Genomic DNA, 17,200 nt, shown 5'->3' on the forward strand with positions numbered 1-17,200 from the left:
TGGCCTTTCTTCGTTGGGGGGCCGGCCGCACTGAGGCGACCGGCCGGATGCGTTGTCCTTACGGCTTGGGAGCGGCGGCGGCCGGGGCGGCCGCGCCGCCGGCGTTCTGCTGCTCCAGCTTCTTGCGCATGTCCTCGGAGCGCTTCTCGAGCTCGGCCTGGAGCTTCTTCTGCTGCTCCTCGAGCACCTTCGGGTCGATGGCCGGACCGTCGAAGGCCTTGCCGAAGCCGGCGATCGGCACCGCGAAGGTGACTTCGCGCTGGGTCTGGTTCTGGACGCTGACGTTCAGGGACGTGCCCTTCTTCATCGCGTTGATGAGCTCGGGGCCGACGCCGCCGGCTTCCGCGAAGCAGCCGTTGGGGAAGCAGACCGCGAACTTGCCCGCCGTGGCCTGCTGGCCGTCGACGGTGAAGCGGATGCCGGGCTGCAGCAGGAGGCCGAGGGGCAGCAGGTAGCGCACCACGCGCACCTCCTGCTTCTGGGCGGCGTTCTTCATCTCGTAGACGGCGACCGCCAGGACGGGCTGGCCCTGGTCGGAGACGAAGTCGCGGGTGGTGTAGCAGACGTCGGTGCCGCTGCCCTGGTCCTTGCCGCACACCTTGGTCCACTCGGTCTGGGCCGGATCCGACTTCACGTTGACGATCTGCGGGCCGGTCTGGGCCGCGTTGGTCGGCGCGCCGGCCGGCGGGGCCGTCGGGGCGGGTGCGGTCGGGGCTGCCGGCTTGCCCTTGGGCGCCTGCGCGAGGGCCGGTCCGGCTCCAGCAAGACCCGCCAGGGCGAGGAACGCGGCGACGCGCAGCGGGCGCGCGGGATGGTTGGCGAAGAACATCAGCTCTGACCCCTTGGATTTCGGCGTAACGGATTCGGCTCGCGGGATGCGCCGTGAAGTTGGCGCGCGGATTCGCATCGAATGGTTCGGACTTCAAGGGCGCTTCGGGCATCGCGGCGGCGTTCCGGCCGCGGCCCGGCGAAATCGCCGCGCCGGATCGCCGGAATTGCCCCCTCTGACCGAGATCACCCCTTGGCCGAGATCATGGTTGGACCGGGACACACCGGCGCGGCGGAACCCTTCCGCCCCCGTCCGGTCGCCCACGGGCCGCGCCGGTCGACGGCGCAATCCCGCCCGAACGACAGGGCGGCCTGCTTTCCTCCCGATTGCGGCGAAGACATGACACCGAGGCCGTTGCACGGGCTCGGGACCGCGCCAGGGCGGCATCGATCCGGCGTGCGGCGCCTTAAGCGAGGCTTAACCCTAAACCTTCATGAACGACGGGTAGCGGGAGTCAGCGCACGTGTCGGCGCAGCAAGCAGCCCATCTCCTCGATTCCATCCGGGCGGGCATTCCCCTGTCCCGCGTCGGCGCCCCGACGAGCGGTGTCCCCGGCAACGGGGGCGCGGCCGGACGGGAGGCGCGGCCCGCGTCCGAATCCGGTTCCGCCGGTCCGGGGGCAGAGGGCGCGCGCGTCCCGCCTCGGTCGCAACGGCTCTGCACCCTGCTGGCAGCCACCGCGCAGGCCCATCCGCAGCGCCTCGCCTTCGTCGATTCGCCGCACAAGCCCGTCTGGAGCGGGCGGCCTGCCATCACCTGGACCTACGCGGCCGCCGCCGAGATCGTGGGTCGCCTCGCCAACGGCCTGCGCACCTGGCGCCTGGCGCCCGGGAGCCGCATCGGCATCGCGCTCGCCGGCAGCTCGGAGAGCTTCCTGGCCTACCTCGCGGTGGAGGCGGCCGGGCACATCCCCTGCCTGCTGCCCCTCGACCTCGACGAGGAGGCCCTGCTCGTCGCGGTGCAGGCCGCCGCCCTCCCCGCCATCATCACCCAGGCCCGCTGCGGCGCCCTCGCCCCGGCCGAGCGCCTCTGCCGGGTCGCGGTGCGCTATTTCGGCCTGCGCTACCTCGCCGCCTTCGGGCCGGACGTGCCCGACGGCGTGATCAACCTCGACGCCATGGCCCTCGACGGGACGGGCGGCCCCCACGCACCGGGGCCCGGCGGGCTGATCAGCTTCGCGGGCGGCGACCCGGCCCGCCCGGTTCATCGCAGCGGCGACGCCCTGCTGGCGGCCATCGCGGTCCACCTCGTCACCGCCCGGGTCCTGCCGGGGGACCGCATCCTCTCCCTGCTTCCGCAGGGCGACCTGCGCGGCCTCGTCACCGGTCTCGGGGCGGCCCTGGTCGGGGGCGCCGGCCTGGAGACCCTGCCGGTCTTCGAGGCGCGCAGCTTCGCCGCGGCCCTCGACCGGCCGTTCCCGACCCGCCTCGTCGCTCCCGCCGCCCTGGAGCGCAACCTCGCCGCCAGCCGCCTGCCGGCGACCCTGGATTCCATCGTCCTGGCGCACCGCGCCCCGGGACGCCTGGGGCCGCGCTGGCTGAGCCCCGAGGCGGGCCGCCCGATCGTGGATGTCGTCGCCTTCGACGAGACCGCCCTGCTCACAGGCGTCCGGGACGCCAACGACGTCGCCGTCACCCTGACCTACCCGGAGCGCGGCCACCTGTTCTCCACGCTCATGGCCCTGCGCCGGGACGCGGATGGCCGCCTCGCCTTCCGGGGCCGCGCCTGCCACGCCGAGCCGCTGCAGCGCGATATCCCGCTCACCGAAATGGCCGACGCCTGGACCGCCGCCGCTTTCCTGACCAGCATCGAGGACGGGCAGACCCTGGCGATTCACCGCGCCTGACCCGTCATGCCCCCGTCATTTCGGGTAGCGCGGAAAATCGGGCTCCGCCCCCGCGGGCGATCCGGATCGCCCCGCGGCGCAGCGAGCCGGAATATCGGGCCCTTCCAGGGCCTTGGCGTCCCCCGGCGCGCGCTCCCCTGCGCGGATGATGCGGCGCACCGATTCGGTTCATCCTCTGGTCACCGGTGGCGAGGCAGTTTGCTGATCGAACCGTGGCCGGCGAACCAACCGCCTCCATGTGTGTTGTCACACAGGTCTCTTCCCAAGGGACGATGGATGGGCTAGCACTGATGCTCATGGGTGCGCTGCAACAAGTTCTCGTTGTCGACGATGGCCACCGTGCCATCGATCATTCGCTCGCCGCCGAGCTCGCGGAGCTCGGTTACGCCAGCGTCACGGCCTCCCTGGAGGCGGCGCACGACGTGCTCGCGGTGATCGCGCGCCCGGCCGCGATCCTGCTCCAGGCCTCTTCCCGGCGCGACCCGGCCTATGCCCAGCTCTCCGAGCGCCTGCGCGAGCAGATGCGCCAGGCCGGCATCCCAGTAATCGTGGTCGACGAGGTGATGGCGCGCCGCTCGGGCACGTTCATCGATCTCCAGAGCCAGATCGGCCCCTACGTCCTCAATCAGCCCGACCTCTGAGAGGCTCGGCACGGAGGGACACCAAAGCCCCTCCCCTGGTTCTTCGAAAAGGGCGCGCCGCCGGCGCGCCCTTTTCGCGTTGCGGGCTCACGCCGCCTTCTTGCGGCGCGCGATGGTAGCGAGGCTGCGCAGGATCGTCGTCGTCACCTTGAGCCGCTCCGGGATGCTGTCGAGTTCGCGGATGAAGACGATGCTCATGTCCGGGCGCACCTTGGCGAAGGAGGCCTGCTCTGTGACGTAGGTCACGAGGCCCTGCGGGTTGGCGAAGGCCTTGTCGCGGAAGTGGATGACCACGCCCTTCGGGCCGGCCTCGACCTTCTCCACGTTGGTGTCGCGGCACAGGATCTTGATGGTGACGATCTTGAGGAGCTGCTCCACCTCCGGCGGCAGCGTACCGAAGCGGTCGATCAGCTCGGCGCCGAAGCTCTCCATCTCGGCGTCGTTCTCCAGCGTCGAGAGCCGGCGGTAGAGGCCGAGGCGGACGGTGAGGTCCTCGACGTAGTCCTCCGGGATCGTGACGGGGGCCCCGAGCGCGATGGTGGGCGACCAGGCTTCCTCCACGGGCTCGTCGATGCCGGCCTTGAGGGCCGTGACCGCGTCCTCCAGCATCTGCTGGTAGAGCTCGTAGCCGACCTCCTTGATGTGGCCGGACTGGGCGTCGCCGAGCAGGTTGCCGGCACCCCGGATGTCGAGGTCGTGGGACGCCAGCTGGAAGCCGGCGCCGAGCGTATCGAGGGTCTGGAGCACCTGCAGGCGCTTCTCCGCCTGGACCGTGAGGGTGCGGTTGGCCGGGGTGGTGAACAGCGCGTAGGCCCGGGCCTTGGCGCGCCCGACGCGGCCGCGCAGCTGGTAGAGCTGGGCGAGCCCGAACATGTCGGCCCGGTGCACGATGAGCGTGTTGGCGGTGGGGATGTCGAGGCCGGATTCGACGATGGTGGTCGAGAGCAGGACGTCGTACTTGCCCTCGTAGAAGGCCGTCATCACGTCCTCGAGCTGCCCGGCCGCCATCTGGCCGTGGGCGACCGCCACGGTGGTCTCGGGCATCTCGGTGTCGAGGAAGCGCTTGACCTCGGCCAGATCCTCGATGCGCGGCACCACGTAGAACGACTGGCCGCCGCGATAGCGCTCGCGCAGGAGCGCCTCGCGGACGAGGAGCGGGTCGAACGGCGTCACGGAGGTGCGCACGGCGAGGCGGTCCACCGGCGGCGTCGCGATGATCGAGAGTTCGCGCACGCCCGTCATGGCGAGTTGCAGCGTGCGCGGGATCGGCGTCGCCGAGAGGGTGAGCACGTGCACGTCGGCCTGGAGCGCCTTGAGGCGCTCTTTGTGGGCCACGCCGAAATGCTGCTCCTCGTCGACGATGATGAGGCCGAGATCCTTGAAGGCCACGTTCTTGGCGAGCAGGGCGTGGGTACCGACCACGATGTCGACGGTGCCGGCGACGAGCCCGTCGCGCACCCGCTTCATCTCGGTGTTCGAGACGAAGCGCGACATCTGCGCGACCTCCACGGGCAGGCCCTTGAAGCGCTCCGCGAAGGTCCGGTAGTGCTGGCGCGCCAGGAGGGTGGTGGGCACCACCACCGCCACCTGCTTGCCGCCCATGGCGCCCGCGAAGGCGGCGCGCAGCGCCACCTCGGTCTTGCCGAAGCCGACGTCGCCGCAGACGAGGCGGTCCATCGGCCGGCCCGCGTTGAGGTCGGTGAGCACCGCGTCGATGGCGTTGGCCTGGTCCTCGGTCTCGTTGAAGGCGAAGCGGGCCGCGAATTCGTCGGTGAGCCCCTCCGGCACGTGCAGGCGGGGGGCCTGGCGCACGAAGCGCTCGGCCGCGATCCGGATGAGCTGGCCGGCCATCTCCAGGATGCGCTTCTTCATCTTGGCCTTGCGGGCCTGCCAGGCACCGCCGCCGAGACGGTCGAGGGCGACTTCCGCGTCCTCCGAGCCGTAGCGCGTCAGGAGCTCGATGTTCTCGACGGGGAGCAGCAGCAGGCCGCCGGCATACTGGATCTCCAGGCAGTCGTGCGGCGCGCCCGCGGCCGTGATCGTCTTCAACCCGACGAAGCGGCCGATGCCGTGGTCGGCATGGACCACGAGGTCGCCGGGCTGGAGGGCCTGCACCTCCAGGATGATGTCCTGCGGGCGCTTGGCCTTGCGCTTCTGGCGCACCAGCCGGTCGCCGAGGATGTCGCCCTCCGAGATCACCGCGAGCCGGTCGACGACGAACCCGGATTCCAGGCCCCAGACCGCCACAGCCACGTCGGTGCCGCGCTTGAGGGCGTTGACCGCCGCCAGCGTGTTGATGGCCACGGGCTTCTTGAGGCCGTGATCGGCCAGCACCGAGCAGAGCCGGTCGCGCGAGCCGTCGGACCAGGAGCCCAGGATGACATGGTGGCCGGAGCCCTGCAGGTCCTTCACGTGGGCGACCGCCGCGTCGAACACGCTGGCGGATTCGTCGGCGCGCTCGGCCGCGAAGGTGCGGCCCTGGCGGCTCTCGCAGTCGATCGTCGCCCGGTCCGGGCTCTCGGGCATCGAGAAGGGGGTGAGCCGGGCGACCGCTGCCGCCGCGACCCGGTCGCGCCACTCGTTGGGGGTGAGGTAGAGGGCGGAGGGTTTCAGCGGTTTGTAGGGCGCGACGCCTGGGGAGGGTGCCTTCACCGCCTCGGCGCGAGCGTCGTAATAGTCGCGGATCAGGGTCAGGCGCTCGGTCGCCGCCTCGTCCACCTGGGCGTCGAAGACCATCGGCACGCCGCCGACGTAGTCGAACAGCGTGTCGAGCCGGTCGTAGAACAGCGGCATCCAGTGCTCGAGGCCGGCATAGCGCCGTCCCTCGCTGATCGTCTCGTAGAGCCGGTCGTCGCGGGTGGCCGCCCCGAAATTCGAGACGTAGCCCTGGCGGAAGCGCCGGATCGTCTCGGTGGTGAGCTGCACCTCGCTCATCGGCACGAGGTCGAGGGAGCGCAGCTGCCCGACGGTGCGCTGGGTCTCGGGGTCGAAGGCGCGGATCGACTCCAGGGTGTCGCCGAAGAAGTCGAGGCGGATCGGGTTCGGCAGGCCGGGGGGCGACAGGTCGAGGATGCCGCCGCGCACCGCGTACTCGCCCGTGTCCCGCACGGTGCCGGTGCGCAGGAAGCCGTTGGCCTCGACCCAGGCCATCACGGTGTCCATCGGCACCACGTTGCCGATGGCGGCCGAGAACGTCTCCACCGCGATCTTCTCTCTGGGAGGCACCCTCTGAATCAAAGCGTTGACGGTGGTGCAGAGGATGCGCGGCTGCTCCTCCGAGGAGCGGGAGCGGGACAGCCGCGACAGGGCCGTCATCCGCTGGGCCGCGATGGCCGCGTTGGGCGAGACCCGGTCGTAGGGCTGACAATCCCAGGCCGGCACGCTCATCGCCTCGATCTCGGGGGCGACGAACTTCAGGGCGTTGACGAAGGCGGCCGAGCGCCCGGAATCGCGGGCGACGTGGACCAGCACCGCCGGCCCCTCGAAATCGCGGCTCAGCGCCCGGGCCAGATCCGCCACCACGACCGCGTCGAACCCTTCCGGCACGTTGGCCAGCGTCGGGCTGTCGCCCCGCTTGAGCGCCTCCAGGGCGCGGGCCAGCGCGCCGGATTTCGGCAGGGCGAAGCGCGCCGTCTGGGGTTTGGGCGCGGGCGCGGGGGCTTTGGGCTGGGGTTTGGCCATCGGGTCTGGGTTTTGCACTCGTGCTGCGCCGGTCGGATGCGCGCGCGTCCGTCCGGCCTCGTCGTCTGAAGGACCGCCCCGGCCGCCGCGACGGCGGTGTCGGTTGCCCCCGGGGCGCGGACCGCGGGGCGCGAACCCTATGTATCCCTGCGGCCGGTCCTTACCAGACTCGCGCGGCGCCGTACCGGCGTTAACGCATGCCGGCGTGTCGATCCGGCGCAACGCTCGGCCACGCGCTGTCCCTCTCCACGCGGCTTCACCCCCGCGCGCGATTCCGCGCCGGGGGCATGGCCCGAAGAAACGACACGCCGAACGGGGACGCGGGACGCCGCGGAACCCTTGGACTGCGCTCTTGATTGTGCCGGTCCCCCGGCGTCCCTTGGCTCCGGCGTCGCCGCCGGGGCCATCAGCGTCGCGGTGTCTCCGACGGGTCTCGCGCTGGCGCTAAGTTCGGCGGGTTCCAAGGGGACCCCGCACGCTTCCGAGCGAGCCTTCGTCGCACGCCGCCTCGTCATGGGCGGCGCCGCAGCTGTTCTCCGCTGTCCCAGCGACGGGTCGGACGGCCAAGGGCATTTCCTCCCCGGCGCGCCGCCCTGTCCCGAGCCAACGGTCGTAGCGAGCCGTCGCCCGGGGCGGCAGCGACCGAAGCCACCGACGCGGGCACCGCCCCGCCGCCCCCAAGCCCATCCGGTCGGTCTCCGGTCGGGCTCCCGTTTGGTGCGGGCGGCAGGTGGGGCCATAGGCGCACGAAATAGGAATATTGTCAAGACTTATCGACGTTCCGGCGCTCGCGAGGGCGTGCCGGAACGCCCGACGCCCCGTCCCTGCGGATCGTGGGACGGGGCGTCGGGCTAAGCAGGTTCACGTTGGCAAGCCAACGCTTCACCCTGCTTAGCTCTTTGATATGTCGCAGGTTTTAGCCGCAAAACCGGCGACCACTTTTGCGAAACCTGCTTAGTGCGATCAGGCCGCCATCCGATCAGGCAGCCATGGGTCCGTAACGCCGGTGGCCCTTCACGTCGTACCGGTCGAGCATCATCACCTTGTCCCAGACCCGCACGAAATCCGCCACGAAGCGGCGCTGGCCGTCGCTGCCCGCATAGGCATCGGCGATGTTGCGCAGCTGCGCGTTCGACCCGAAGATGAGGTCGGCGCGGGTGGCGGTGAACCGCACCTGCCCGCTCGCGCGGTCCTTGAGGGCGAAGGCGGTTCCCGCCGCGTCGGTCTTCTCCCAGACCAGGTCCGTGTCGGTCAGGGTGCGGAAGAAGTCCGTCGTCAGCACGCCCACCCGGTCGGTGAAGATGCCCTGGTTCGAGCCGTCGTGGTTGGCGTTGAGGGCGCGCAGGCCGCCGGTCAGCACCACCCATTCGGGCGCGGTCAGGGTGAGCAGGTTGGCCTTGTCGAGGAACATCTCCTCCGGCGACAGCTTCGGTGCCATGGCGCCGAACCCGTCGTCGACGTAGTTGCGGAAGCCGTCCACGACGGGCTTCAGCCAGGTGAACATCTCGACGTCGGTCAGCTCCTGCGTGGTGTCGACCCGGCCGGGGGTGAACGGCACGGGCGTTTCGACCCCCGCGTCCCGGGCGGCCCGCTCCACGGCGGCGCAGCCGGCGAGCACGATGAGGTCGGCCAATGAGATCCGCTTGCCGTCGCTGCGGCCCTCGTTGAACGCGGTCATGACGCCGCCGAGCGCCGCGACCACCGGTGCGGCCCGGCGGTTGACGGCCCAATCCTTCTGCGGAGCAAGGGCGAGGCGTCCGCCATTGGCGCCGCCGCGCTTGTCGCTGTCGCGGTAGGTCGAGGCCGCCGAGAAGGCGGTGAAGGCCAGATCCGAGACCGAGACGCCTGTGGCCAGGACAGCCTGCTTGAGGGCGGCGATCTCGGCCTCACCGATCGGCGCGTAGGCCGCATCGGGGATCGGATCCTGCCAGAGCAGGCCGTCCTCGATCCGCACCTCCGGGCCGAGGTAGCGGTGCTTGGGGCCCATGTCGCGGTGGGTGAGCTTGTACCACGCCTTGGAGAAGGCCTGCGTGAAGGCGTCGAAGTCGTTCAGGAACTTCTCGCAGACCTTGCGGTACTCCGGATCGACCTTGAGGGCGATGTCGGAGGTCATCATCATCAGGGGATGCGACTGGCCCGCCACGTGGGCGTCGGGGGTCCGCGGCGCGTTCGGGTCCTTGGGCGTCCATTGCAGGGCGCCGGCCGGGCTCTTGGTCTGCTCCCAGTCGAACTTGAAGAGGTTCTCCAGGTAGGCGTTGTCCCATTTCGTCGGGTCGGGGGTCCAGCTGCCCTCGATGCCGTTGGTCATCGTGTCCTTGCCGGCCCCCTTCGGGTTGTGCCAGCCGAGGCCCATCGCCTCCATGGGCGCCATTTCCGGCGGCGGCCCGATCTCCTTGGCCGGGACCATGCCGTGGCTCTTGCCGAAGGCGTGGCCGCCGGCGATCAGCGCCACCGTCTCCTCGTCGTTCATGGCCATGCGGGTGAAGGTCACCCGGATGTCGTTGGCCGAGCCCTGCGGATCGCCGTTCGCGTAGGGCCCTTCCGGGTTCACGTAGATCAGCGCCTGGTGGGAGGCGGCGAGCGGGTTCTCCAGGTCGTAATCGGCGTCGCCGTTCTTGCCCCGCCAGCGCTCGTCGCGGTTGACCATCTCGTCGAAGCTCGAGACCGAGCCCATCTCGACGACCTCCGGCCCCCAGTAGGTGGCGTCGTCCGCCTCCCAGGCGTCGAGGCGCCCGCCGGCGAAGCCGTAGGTCGGCAGCCCCATGATCTCCAGGGCGCAGTTGCCGGTCAGCACCATCAGGTCGGCCCAGGACAGGGCGTTGCCGTACTTGTGCTTGATCGGCTGCAGGAGGCGGCGCGACTTGTCGGTGTTGCCGTTGTCCCACCAGCTCGAGATCGGCGCGAAGCGCTGCATCCCGGTGCCGGCGCCGCCGCGCCCGTCCGCGATGCGGTAGGTGCCGGCCGAGTGCCAGGCCATGCGGATCATCTGCGGGCCGTAATTGCCGTAATCGGACGGCCACCACGCCACCGACGAGGTCAGGAACTGCTTGATGTCGCGTTTGAGCGCGTCGTAGTCGAGCGCCGCGAACGCGCTGGCATAGTCGAAATCGGGGCCGAGCGGGTCGGCCGCGAGCCCGTTCTGGTGCAGGAGCTCGACCCGCAGGCGGTGCGGATACCAGTTCTCCAGGGCCGGGCGGCTGCCCAGCGCCCCGCCGATCCGGTCGCCTCCGAACGGGCATCGGCCCGCCATCGGGTAGGATTCGGTGTTGGTCTTGTCGATCGTCATCTCGTTCATCGGAATCCCTCTCGATACAGGACCGGCGTCGTCGGGCGGATCGGGTCGCAAGGTCCCGCGCCGCCGGCGGGGGTCGTACGACCGCAACCCGTGCGTGATCCCGCACCGCGAGCGAAATTTAGCGTCCGCCCGGAAAATCAAGGTGTCGCGTCGTCCGCGCGGGCGCGATGACTGCCGCAGCGCTCACGCGGGCGCCGCCTTCACGTTTCCGCGGGCTTCCGGCGCCCGGCCGATTCCGGCCCCTAATGGATCGGCGCGTCGTGCTTGTGGAAGGTCTTGAGGCGGCGATAGACCGGCGTGTCGTAGTTCTCCGGCGTCGGGTCCTCGCCGGTGAGCCAGCGGAACAGGTCGCGGTCGGGCACCTCGATCAGGGCCTCGAAGAGCGTGAGTTCCTCCTCCGAGAGCGTGCCGATCTCGGCATCGGCGAAGCGGCCCATGATGAGGTCCATCTCGCGGATGCCCCGGTGCCAGGCCCGGAAGAGGGTGCGGCGGCGGCGCGGATCGAGGTCGGCGCTGGTGCGGGTGGTGCCGGACATGCGGTCGGTCCTGTGCTGCTGTGATCCCGTGATCCCAGGATCGGAGGATGTCGGATCGGAGGGGAGGATCATCGCATAGGGCGGGTGGGGGAGCCATGGCAACGATCCGTTGGCAACGGTCGCGCGGGCGCGGGAGCGGCAACGCGCATGTTGCCCCGGTCACGCTCCGCATTCTATGGCGGGGGGCATGCACCCCGTCCCGGCTCACAGATCTGGTCTGGTCCGACCCGACGCGCGCGGCGCCGGAGGGCGGGCATGACCGAGCCTGCGCCCCGCCCGCCCCTGCTCCGCCCGAGCATCCTCGATGCCCTGTTCGCGCCGGCGCGCGGCCTGCCCGGCATCGGCCCGAAGATGGCGCCGATGATCGAGCGGCTGCTGGGCACCCCCGAGCAGCCGGCCCGGATCGTCGACCTCCTGTTCCACCTGCCGCAAGGGGGCGTCGCCCGCCGGATGATGGGCTCCATCGCCGAGGCGCCCCCCGGCGAGCCCGTGACGCTCGGCGTCACCGTGACGGGCTACCGGGCGCCCCAGCCCGGGCCGGGGCGCCGCCCCTTCCGGGTGCTGGTGGAGGACCCCACCGGCGACATCACGCTCGTGTTCTTCGGCATGCCCCAGGCCCGCGTCGAGAAGATGCTGCCGCTGGGCGCCCACCGCTACATCACCGGGCGCATCGACCTCTGGGACGGGCACCGCCAGATGGTCCACCCCGCCCGCATCGTCGACGAGGCGGGTCTGGCCGCCCAGCCCACCGTCGAGCCGATCTACGGCGCCACCGAGGGTCTGACCTCGCGGGCGATCTCGAAGCTGGCGCATGCCGCCCTGGAGCGCCTGCCGGTGCTGCCCGAGTGGCAGGACCCGGCCTGGATCGCCCGCGAGGGCCTGCCGGCCTTCGCCGATGCGCTCCGAGCCGAGCACCGGCCCGAGAGCGCGCCGCCGCCCATCCCCGAGGGGGCGACCGCGCCGCCACGCTCCCCGGCCCGGCGGCGCCTCGCCTACGACGAGCTCCTGGCCTCGCAGCTGGCGCTGGCGCTGATGCGGGCCCGCAACCGCCGTGCTCCCGGCCGGGCCAATGCGGGGGACGGCACCTTGAGCGGCCGGATCGAGGCCGCCCTGCCCTTCGCGCTCACGGGCGCGCAAAGTCGCGCGGTCGCCGAGATCCGTGGCGATCTGGCCTCCGACCGGCGCATGCTGCGCCTGCTCCAGGGCGATGTCGGCTCGGGCAAGACCGCGGTGGCACTGCTCGCCCTGGCGAGCGCCGTGGAGGTCGGCCGCCAGGGCGCCCTGATGGCGCCGACCGAGATCCTCGCCCGCCAGCACTTCGAGCGCCTGGCACCCCTCGCCGCCCCCTTGCGCCTGCGCCTGCTGACCGGACGCGACCGGGCCTCGGAGCGCCGCGCCACCCTGGCGGCGCTGGCGGCCGGCGAAGTCGACATCGTGGTCGGCACCCACGCGCTGTTCCAGGACAGCGTGGTCTTTTCCGATCTCGGCGTCGCCGTGGTGGACGAGCAGCACCGCTTCGGCGTGCACCAGCGCCTGGCGCTGGGCGCAAAGGGCGCGGCCGTCGACATCCTGGTGATGACCGCGACCCCGATCCCCCGCACCCTGGCGCTGACCTGCTTCGGCGACATGGACGTCTCGGTGCTCGACGAGAAGCCCGCCGGCCGCAAGGCCATCGCCACCCGCCTCGTCTCCACCGACCGCCTCGACGAGGTGGTGGCGGGCCTGAACCGGGCGCTCGCCGCCGGCGACCGGGTCTACTGGATCTGCCCCCTGGTGGCGGAATCCGAGTTCGTGGATCTGGCCGCCGCCGAGGAGCGGTTCGGGGACCTGCGTCACAGCTTCGGCGACGCGGTCGGCCTCATCCACGGCAAGATGCCCGGGCCCGACAAGGACGCCGCCATGGAGCGCTTCCAGCGGGGCGAGACGAAGATCCTGGTCTCGACGACGGTGGTGGAGGTCGGCGTCGACGTGCCGGAGGCCACCATCATGGTCATCGAGCATGCCGAGCGCTTCGGTCTCGCCCAGCTCCACCAGCTGCGCGGCCGGGTCGGGCGCGGCGCGCGGGCCTCCACCTGCCTGCTGCTCTATCGCGGGCCGCTGGGCCAGGTCTCGCGAGCCCGCCTCGAGATGATGCGCGAGACCGAGGACGGCTTTCGCATCGCGGAAGAAGATTTGCGCCTGCGCGGCGAGGGCGAGGTGCTGGGCACGCGCCAATCGGGAATGGCCGCCTTCCGCCTCGCCAGTCTGGAGAGCGACGCCGAACTTCTCCAGGTGGCCCGCGACGACGCGCAGCTCGTGGTCCAGCGCGACCCCGGCCTGAAGAGCCCGCGCGGCCAGGCGCTCCGGGTGCTGCTCTACCTTTTCGAGCGCGAGGCCGCGATCCGGCTGCTTGGGGCGGGCTGACGGGCGGAATCCGACGCTCGGTGAGCCGCACCGCATGCCCGAGGAGGGTGGTTTGCGGACTTCCGATGATCGCTCGCAGGAGGCCTACCTCCGCAGAGCGATGAGCCTGACTCATCGAGGTCCGCCCGCGCGACGGCGCGGCGGCGGTCGTCCGCCGGACCTCGGGGGAGGCTGACCCATGGGTCAGGCTTACTGGGACTTGGTATGCGTGCGCTGTGGGCCGGCGGCGGATCGTCCGCTTCGGGGCGCAGGGCCGGAGTCCGGGTGCCACCCGAAACCGAGGCTGCCGGGCGGCCGGTGAAGGGCCGCTTCGGGAAGCGGCCAAGGTTGCCCCGACGATCGGCCTCGGTGTTTTCCGTGACGATCGGCCCTCGAGCGGGCGTTGGAAGACATCGGACGACGCCATGCGGTCGACCTGATCGTGGCAAGCTTGGATTTGACAGAAATTCAGCCGATCGCGCAGCCGGGTCGTGCTGATCGCGTCTACAAAAGTTTCAAAATGAAAACTTTTCTGTCAATCTCAGGTCTGAAATCTCATGCGTCGCGCAAAAAGGCGGAGAATGAGATTCAAACTGTCATGACGTCTGTATCGTTTTGTATACAATGAAACGAAGAATTATAAATTCGGCGGGATTATGCGGCCTCACGGAGAGTTGCCCCATGTTTCGCAAGCCGGCCTTCAATGAGACCCAGGCGACGCTCGACGCCCTCACGCGTTCGTTAGCCATCATCGAGTTCGGCATGGATGGTACGATCCTGAGCGCCAACCCGAATTTTCTGAATGTCGTGGGCTACGATCTGGCGGCCCTCAAGGGGAAGAATCACCGCATCTTCGTCGGCGACGATGTCGCCAGGAGCCCGGAATACGACGCGTTCTGGGCAACGCTTCGGGCCGGCACGTTCGTGTCCGGGGAGTTCCTCCGGCGCGCGCAATCGGGCGCGAAGGTCTGGCTCGAGGCGACCTACAACCCGATCCTCGGCCCCGACGGCAAGCCATTCAAGGTCGTCAAGTTCGCCAGCGACATCACGGCCAAGAAGAACGAGGCCAGCCGGCTGCTGCGGATGATCGACGAGATGCCGGTCGCCGTCATGACCGCCGATCCGAAGAACGACTTCAAGATCAATTACCTCAACAACACGTCGCTCAAGACCCTGGAATCGATCGAGCGCTACCTGCCCATCAAGGCCTCGGAGATGATGGGCCGGTCGTTCGACGTCTTCCATAAGAACCCGCACCACCAGCGCACCATGCTGGCCGATGCCAGCCGGCTCCCGCACCGGACCAAGATCAAGGTCGGTCCCGAGACGCTGGACCTGCAGGTCTCGGCCATCACCGACGCGGACGGCGTCTATGTCGGCCCCATGCTGACGTGGTCGGTCATCACGGCGCAGCTCGCCATGGCCGAAGACGTCGCCGGCGTCGTCGAAGCGCTCGGCACCGCGATCGGTGAAATGAAGGGGTCCGCGCAAGGCCTGAACCGCTCGGCCGAAGCGGCCAGCGAGCGCGCCAACTCGGTTGCGGCCGGATCGGAGGAGATGACCAGCTCGATCCAGGAGATTTCGGGCCAGGTCGGGCGCGTCTCCGAGCGCACGCAACAGATCGCCAATCAGGCGACGGCGACGGATGCGACCGTGCGCAACCTCGCCGCCAATGCCAGCGAGGTCGACGCGGTGGTGAGCATGATCAAGTCGATCGCCGACCAGACCAACCTGCTGGCACTGAACGCCACGATCGAGGCGGCGCGTGCCGGCGCCGCTGGCCGCGGCTTCGCGGTGGTGGCCACGGAGGTCAAGGAGCTCGCCGGGCAGACCGCCAAGGCGACCGGCGATATCACCCATAAGGTGCAGGCGATCCAAAAGGCGACCGGCGAGGCCGTGACCGCGATCCGCATGATCACCGACGAAGTCAGCGAGCTCTCGAAGCTGACGCTGGCCATGGCGAGCGCGGTCGAGGAGCAGGCAGCCTCGACCCAGGAGATGTCGTCCAACATCACCGGCGTCTCGTCCGCTGCCGACGAGACCGGGCAACTCGCCGAGATGGTCCGGCAGATCTCCGACAAGCTCGAGGCGCACTCGGCCGGGCTCGGTGCCAGCATGGAGAAGTATCTCAAGGCGGGCTGAGAGCGTAGCGATACGAGCCCGGGTGGTCGACACGGCCAGCAAGCACCCGGGCGCCACCGCGAGCCGGAATGGCTCGATGGGGTACGGAAGGCCGATCAGGATCGGTTGCGGGCGGCGCCGAGCCTCGGGTTTCGATGGCGAGGCGCCCGGGGCGCTCCCGTCAGGCGTCGACCTTCGGGGGCTCGCCGTGGGCGGTCCGCAGGCTCGCCGCCATGGCCTGGAACTTTGTCTGCGATTCCTTGGCCCCCAAGTCTTCGGGCTGGATCACCCCGGCCGACATCACCAGCTTGGCCGCGTCGTCGACGCTCATGGCGATCTCCACGATGTCGGTGCGCGGCAGGTAGAAGAAGAACCCGGTGGTCGGGTTGGGCGCGCAAGGGAGGAACACGCCGACATGGTCGCCCCCCGGCGCGAGCGCGTTCTGCACGTCCGGCGCGGCCGGGGCGGAGAGGAACACCACCGACCAGGTGCCCTTCACGGGGAATTCCACGAGGCCGACGGTGCGGAACGAGGTGCCGTTGGCCGAGAACAGCGTCTCGAAGATCTGGCGCAGGCCCTTGTAGAGCCCCGAGATCACGGGGGTGCGGGCGAGCAGCACCTCGCCGAACTCGACCACGCTGCGCCCGACGAGGTTGGCGGTGAGGAAACCCAGCAGCGTCACCGCCACGAAGGCGATGAGGAGGCCGAGCCCCGGAATCGAGAACGGCAGGTAATGGTCGGGCAGGTAGCTCGCCGGCACGAGCGGCTTCACCCAGCCGTCGATGAGGCTGATGAACCACCAGGTCAGGTAGATCGTGATGGCCAGCGGGCCCGACACGATGATGCCGGTGAGGAAGTAGGTCCGCAGGCGCCCCCGCGCGCTCACCCGCGGGCGGGCGCCGGCCTCGGCCTCGGGTGGGGGGAGCGGTGGGGGGATGGTGGGCGCCACGGATACACTTTCGGCCGGGGGGAACGGCGCCCCGGGCGGCCCTCCGCCGGGGAGGCGGCGGAAGGACGGTCGCCCGGGCAAGCTTGACCCCGGCCCTAGAGGTAGCCCCTGCGCCGGTCCGGCTCAAGGCCGCCGCGCGGGGTTCGGCGCCCCCCGCGTTGCGGAGCGGGCCCGCAGGGGCTTAAGGCTAAGGGCATGACCGAGAAGCTGACGATCCGCGCCCTGTGCGACCTGGGCCTCATTTCCGAGACCGACGTGAAGGCGGCGGTGGCCGCCTACATGGCCGACCCGATGGCGCCACCCTTCGTCTTCGAGGCGGGCTACCGGCTCAACCTCGCCCGGGCGATCCGACGCCATCCGGGCGCCAACGACTTCATCCAGCGCAGCGGCGCCGGCCCGCAGCTGAAGCGGCCCTTCGTCGAGGCCGCGATCTGGGAAGCCCGGCCCGAGCGGGAATGAACCCCAAGCGGCCCGGCGCGCCCTACCAGCGATAGATCAGGCTGCCGATGACGGTGGCGGGCTGGTTGCGGTTGCAGAAGCCGAACGAGCAGGTCTGATAGGTGCGATCGAAGATGTTGTAGCCGTTGAGCTGCGCGCGGAAGCCCTTGTAGCGCGGATCGAGCGCCGCGAAGTCGTAGGCGACGAGCGCGTCGTAGAGCGTCGCGGTCGCGTTGCGCACCGTGTTCAGGTCGTCGGCGTAGCTCGTGCCGATGTGGCGGATGCCGCCGCCGATCTGGAGCCCGCGCAGGGGCGAGGCGGGCGGGAAGGCGTAGGTCAGGAACGAGGCGTAGGTGTCGCCCGGGATGCCCGAGACGCGGTTGCCGTTGATCGATTCGCCCGTGGCCGCGGTCGAGTCGAGGAAGCGGATGTCGACATGCGTGTAGGCGATCGTCAGGTTCGTGCCGGGCGCGAGGTTGGCG

General features: G+C 70.3%; 12 protein-coding genes. 6 read left to right on the forward strand and 6 right to left on the reverse strand.

What is annotated here, in order from left to right; all coding sequences use genetic code 11:
* Positions 1–58 precede the first annotated feature (58 nt).
* The gene (locus MFF30_RS14560; protein ID WP_238280112.1) at positions 59–829 is read right to left on the reverse strand and encodes an invasion associated locus B family protein; all 771 of its coding nucleotides are present in this window, start codon (positions 827–829) and stop codon (positions 59–61) included.
* Positions 830–1,292: 463 nt separating this feature from the next.
* Here MFF30_RS14560 and MFF30_RS14565 point away from each other — a divergent pair, with 463 nt between their 5' ends.
* On the forward strand, positions 1,293–2,675 hold the full coding sequence (locus tag MFF30_RS14565) for an AMP-binding protein (RefSeq protein WP_306424580.1): 1,383 nt from the start codon (positions 1,293–1,295) through the stop codon (positions 2,673–2,675).
* Positions 2,676–2,971: 296 nt separating this feature from the next.
* Complete coding sequence (locus MFF30_RS14570; RefSeq protein WP_238280123.1) at positions 2,972–3,316, forward strand: hypothetical protein; 345 nt, start codon at positions 2,972–2,974, stop codon at positions 3,314–3,316.
* 87 nt (positions 3,317–3,403) lie between these two features.
* On the opposite strand, the gene mfd is transcribed toward MFF30_RS14570, so the two are convergent.
* From mfd to MFF30_RS14585, 3 genes are all read right to left on the reverse strand, one after another.
* Positions 3,404–6,997, reverse strand: a complete 3,594-nt coding sequence (mfd, locus tag MFF30_RS14575) for a transcription-repair coupling factor (protein ID WP_238280113.1) — start codon at positions 6,995–6,997, stop codon at positions 3,404–3,406.
* Between the two features lie 979 nt (positions 6,998–7,976).
* A complete protein-coding gene (gene katG / locus MFF30_RS14580) occupies positions 7,977–10,292 on the reverse strand; it encodes a catalase/peroxidase HPI (protein ID WP_238280114.1) in 2,316 nt (771 codons plus the stop codon).
* Between the two features lie 242 nt (positions 10,293–10,534).
* Positions 10,535–10,828, reverse strand: a complete 294-nt coding sequence (locus tag MFF30_RS14585) for an FAD assembly factor SdhE (protein ID WP_238280115.1) — start codon at positions 10,826–10,828, stop codon at positions 10,535–10,537.
* 255 nt (positions 10,829–11,083) lie between these two features.
* Between MFF30_RS14585 and recG the strand changes: the two genes are divergently transcribed.
* The 3 genes from recG to MFF30_RS14600 all read left to right on the forward strand — a co-directional run bounded on the left by recG (position 11,084) and on the right by MFF30_RS14600 (position 15,352).
* A complete protein-coding gene (gene recG / locus MFF30_RS14590; protein ID WP_238280116.1) occupies positions 11,084–13,231 on the forward strand; it encodes an ATP-dependent DNA helicase RecG in 2,148 nt (715 codons plus the stop codon).
* Between the two features lie 382 nt (positions 13,232–13,613).
* A complete protein-coding gene (locus tag MFF30_RS14595; protein ID WP_238280117.1) occupies positions 13,614–13,838 on the forward strand; it encodes a hypothetical protein in 225 nt (74 codons plus the stop codon).
* A 53-nt stretch (positions 13,839–13,891) separates the two neighbouring features.
* Positions 13,892–15,352: a methyl-accepting chemotaxis protein gene (locus MFF30_RS14600; protein ID WP_238280118.1), complete on the forward strand. Its 1,461-nt coding sequence runs from the start codon at positions 13,892–13,894 to the stop codon at positions 15,350–15,352.
* Between the two features lie 160 nt (positions 15,353–15,512).
* Here the strand turns inward: MFF30_RS14600 and MFF30_RS14605 are convergent, their stop codons facing one another.
* The gene (locus MFF30_RS14605) at positions 15,513–16,280 is read right to left on the reverse strand and encodes a DUF502 domain-containing protein (protein ID WP_238280119.1); all 768 of its coding nucleotides are present in this window, start codon (positions 16,278–16,280) and stop codon (positions 15,513–15,515) included.
* Positions 16,281–16,475: 195 nt separating this feature from the next.
* Here MFF30_RS14605 and MFF30_RS14610 point away from each other — a divergent pair, with 195 nt between their 5' ends.
* Entirely contained in the window at positions 16,476–16,739 is a 264-nt protein-coding gene (locus tag MFF30_RS14610) for a hypothetical protein (RefSeq protein WP_238280120.1), read from the forward strand.
* Between the two features lie 22 nt (positions 16,740–16,761).
* On the opposite strand, the gene MFF30_RS14615 is transcribed toward MFF30_RS14610, so the two are convergent.
* On the reverse strand, positions 16,762–17,200 hold a 439-nt coding region (locus tag MFF30_RS14615), incomplete at its 5' end, for a TonB-dependent receptor domain-containing protein (protein ID WP_238280121.1).

The sequence above is a fragment of the Methylobacterium goesingense genome, assembly GCF_022179225.1.
GTDB lineage: Bacteria > Pseudomonadota > Alphaproteobacteria > Rhizobiales > Beijerinckiaceae > Methylobacterium > Methylobacterium goesingense.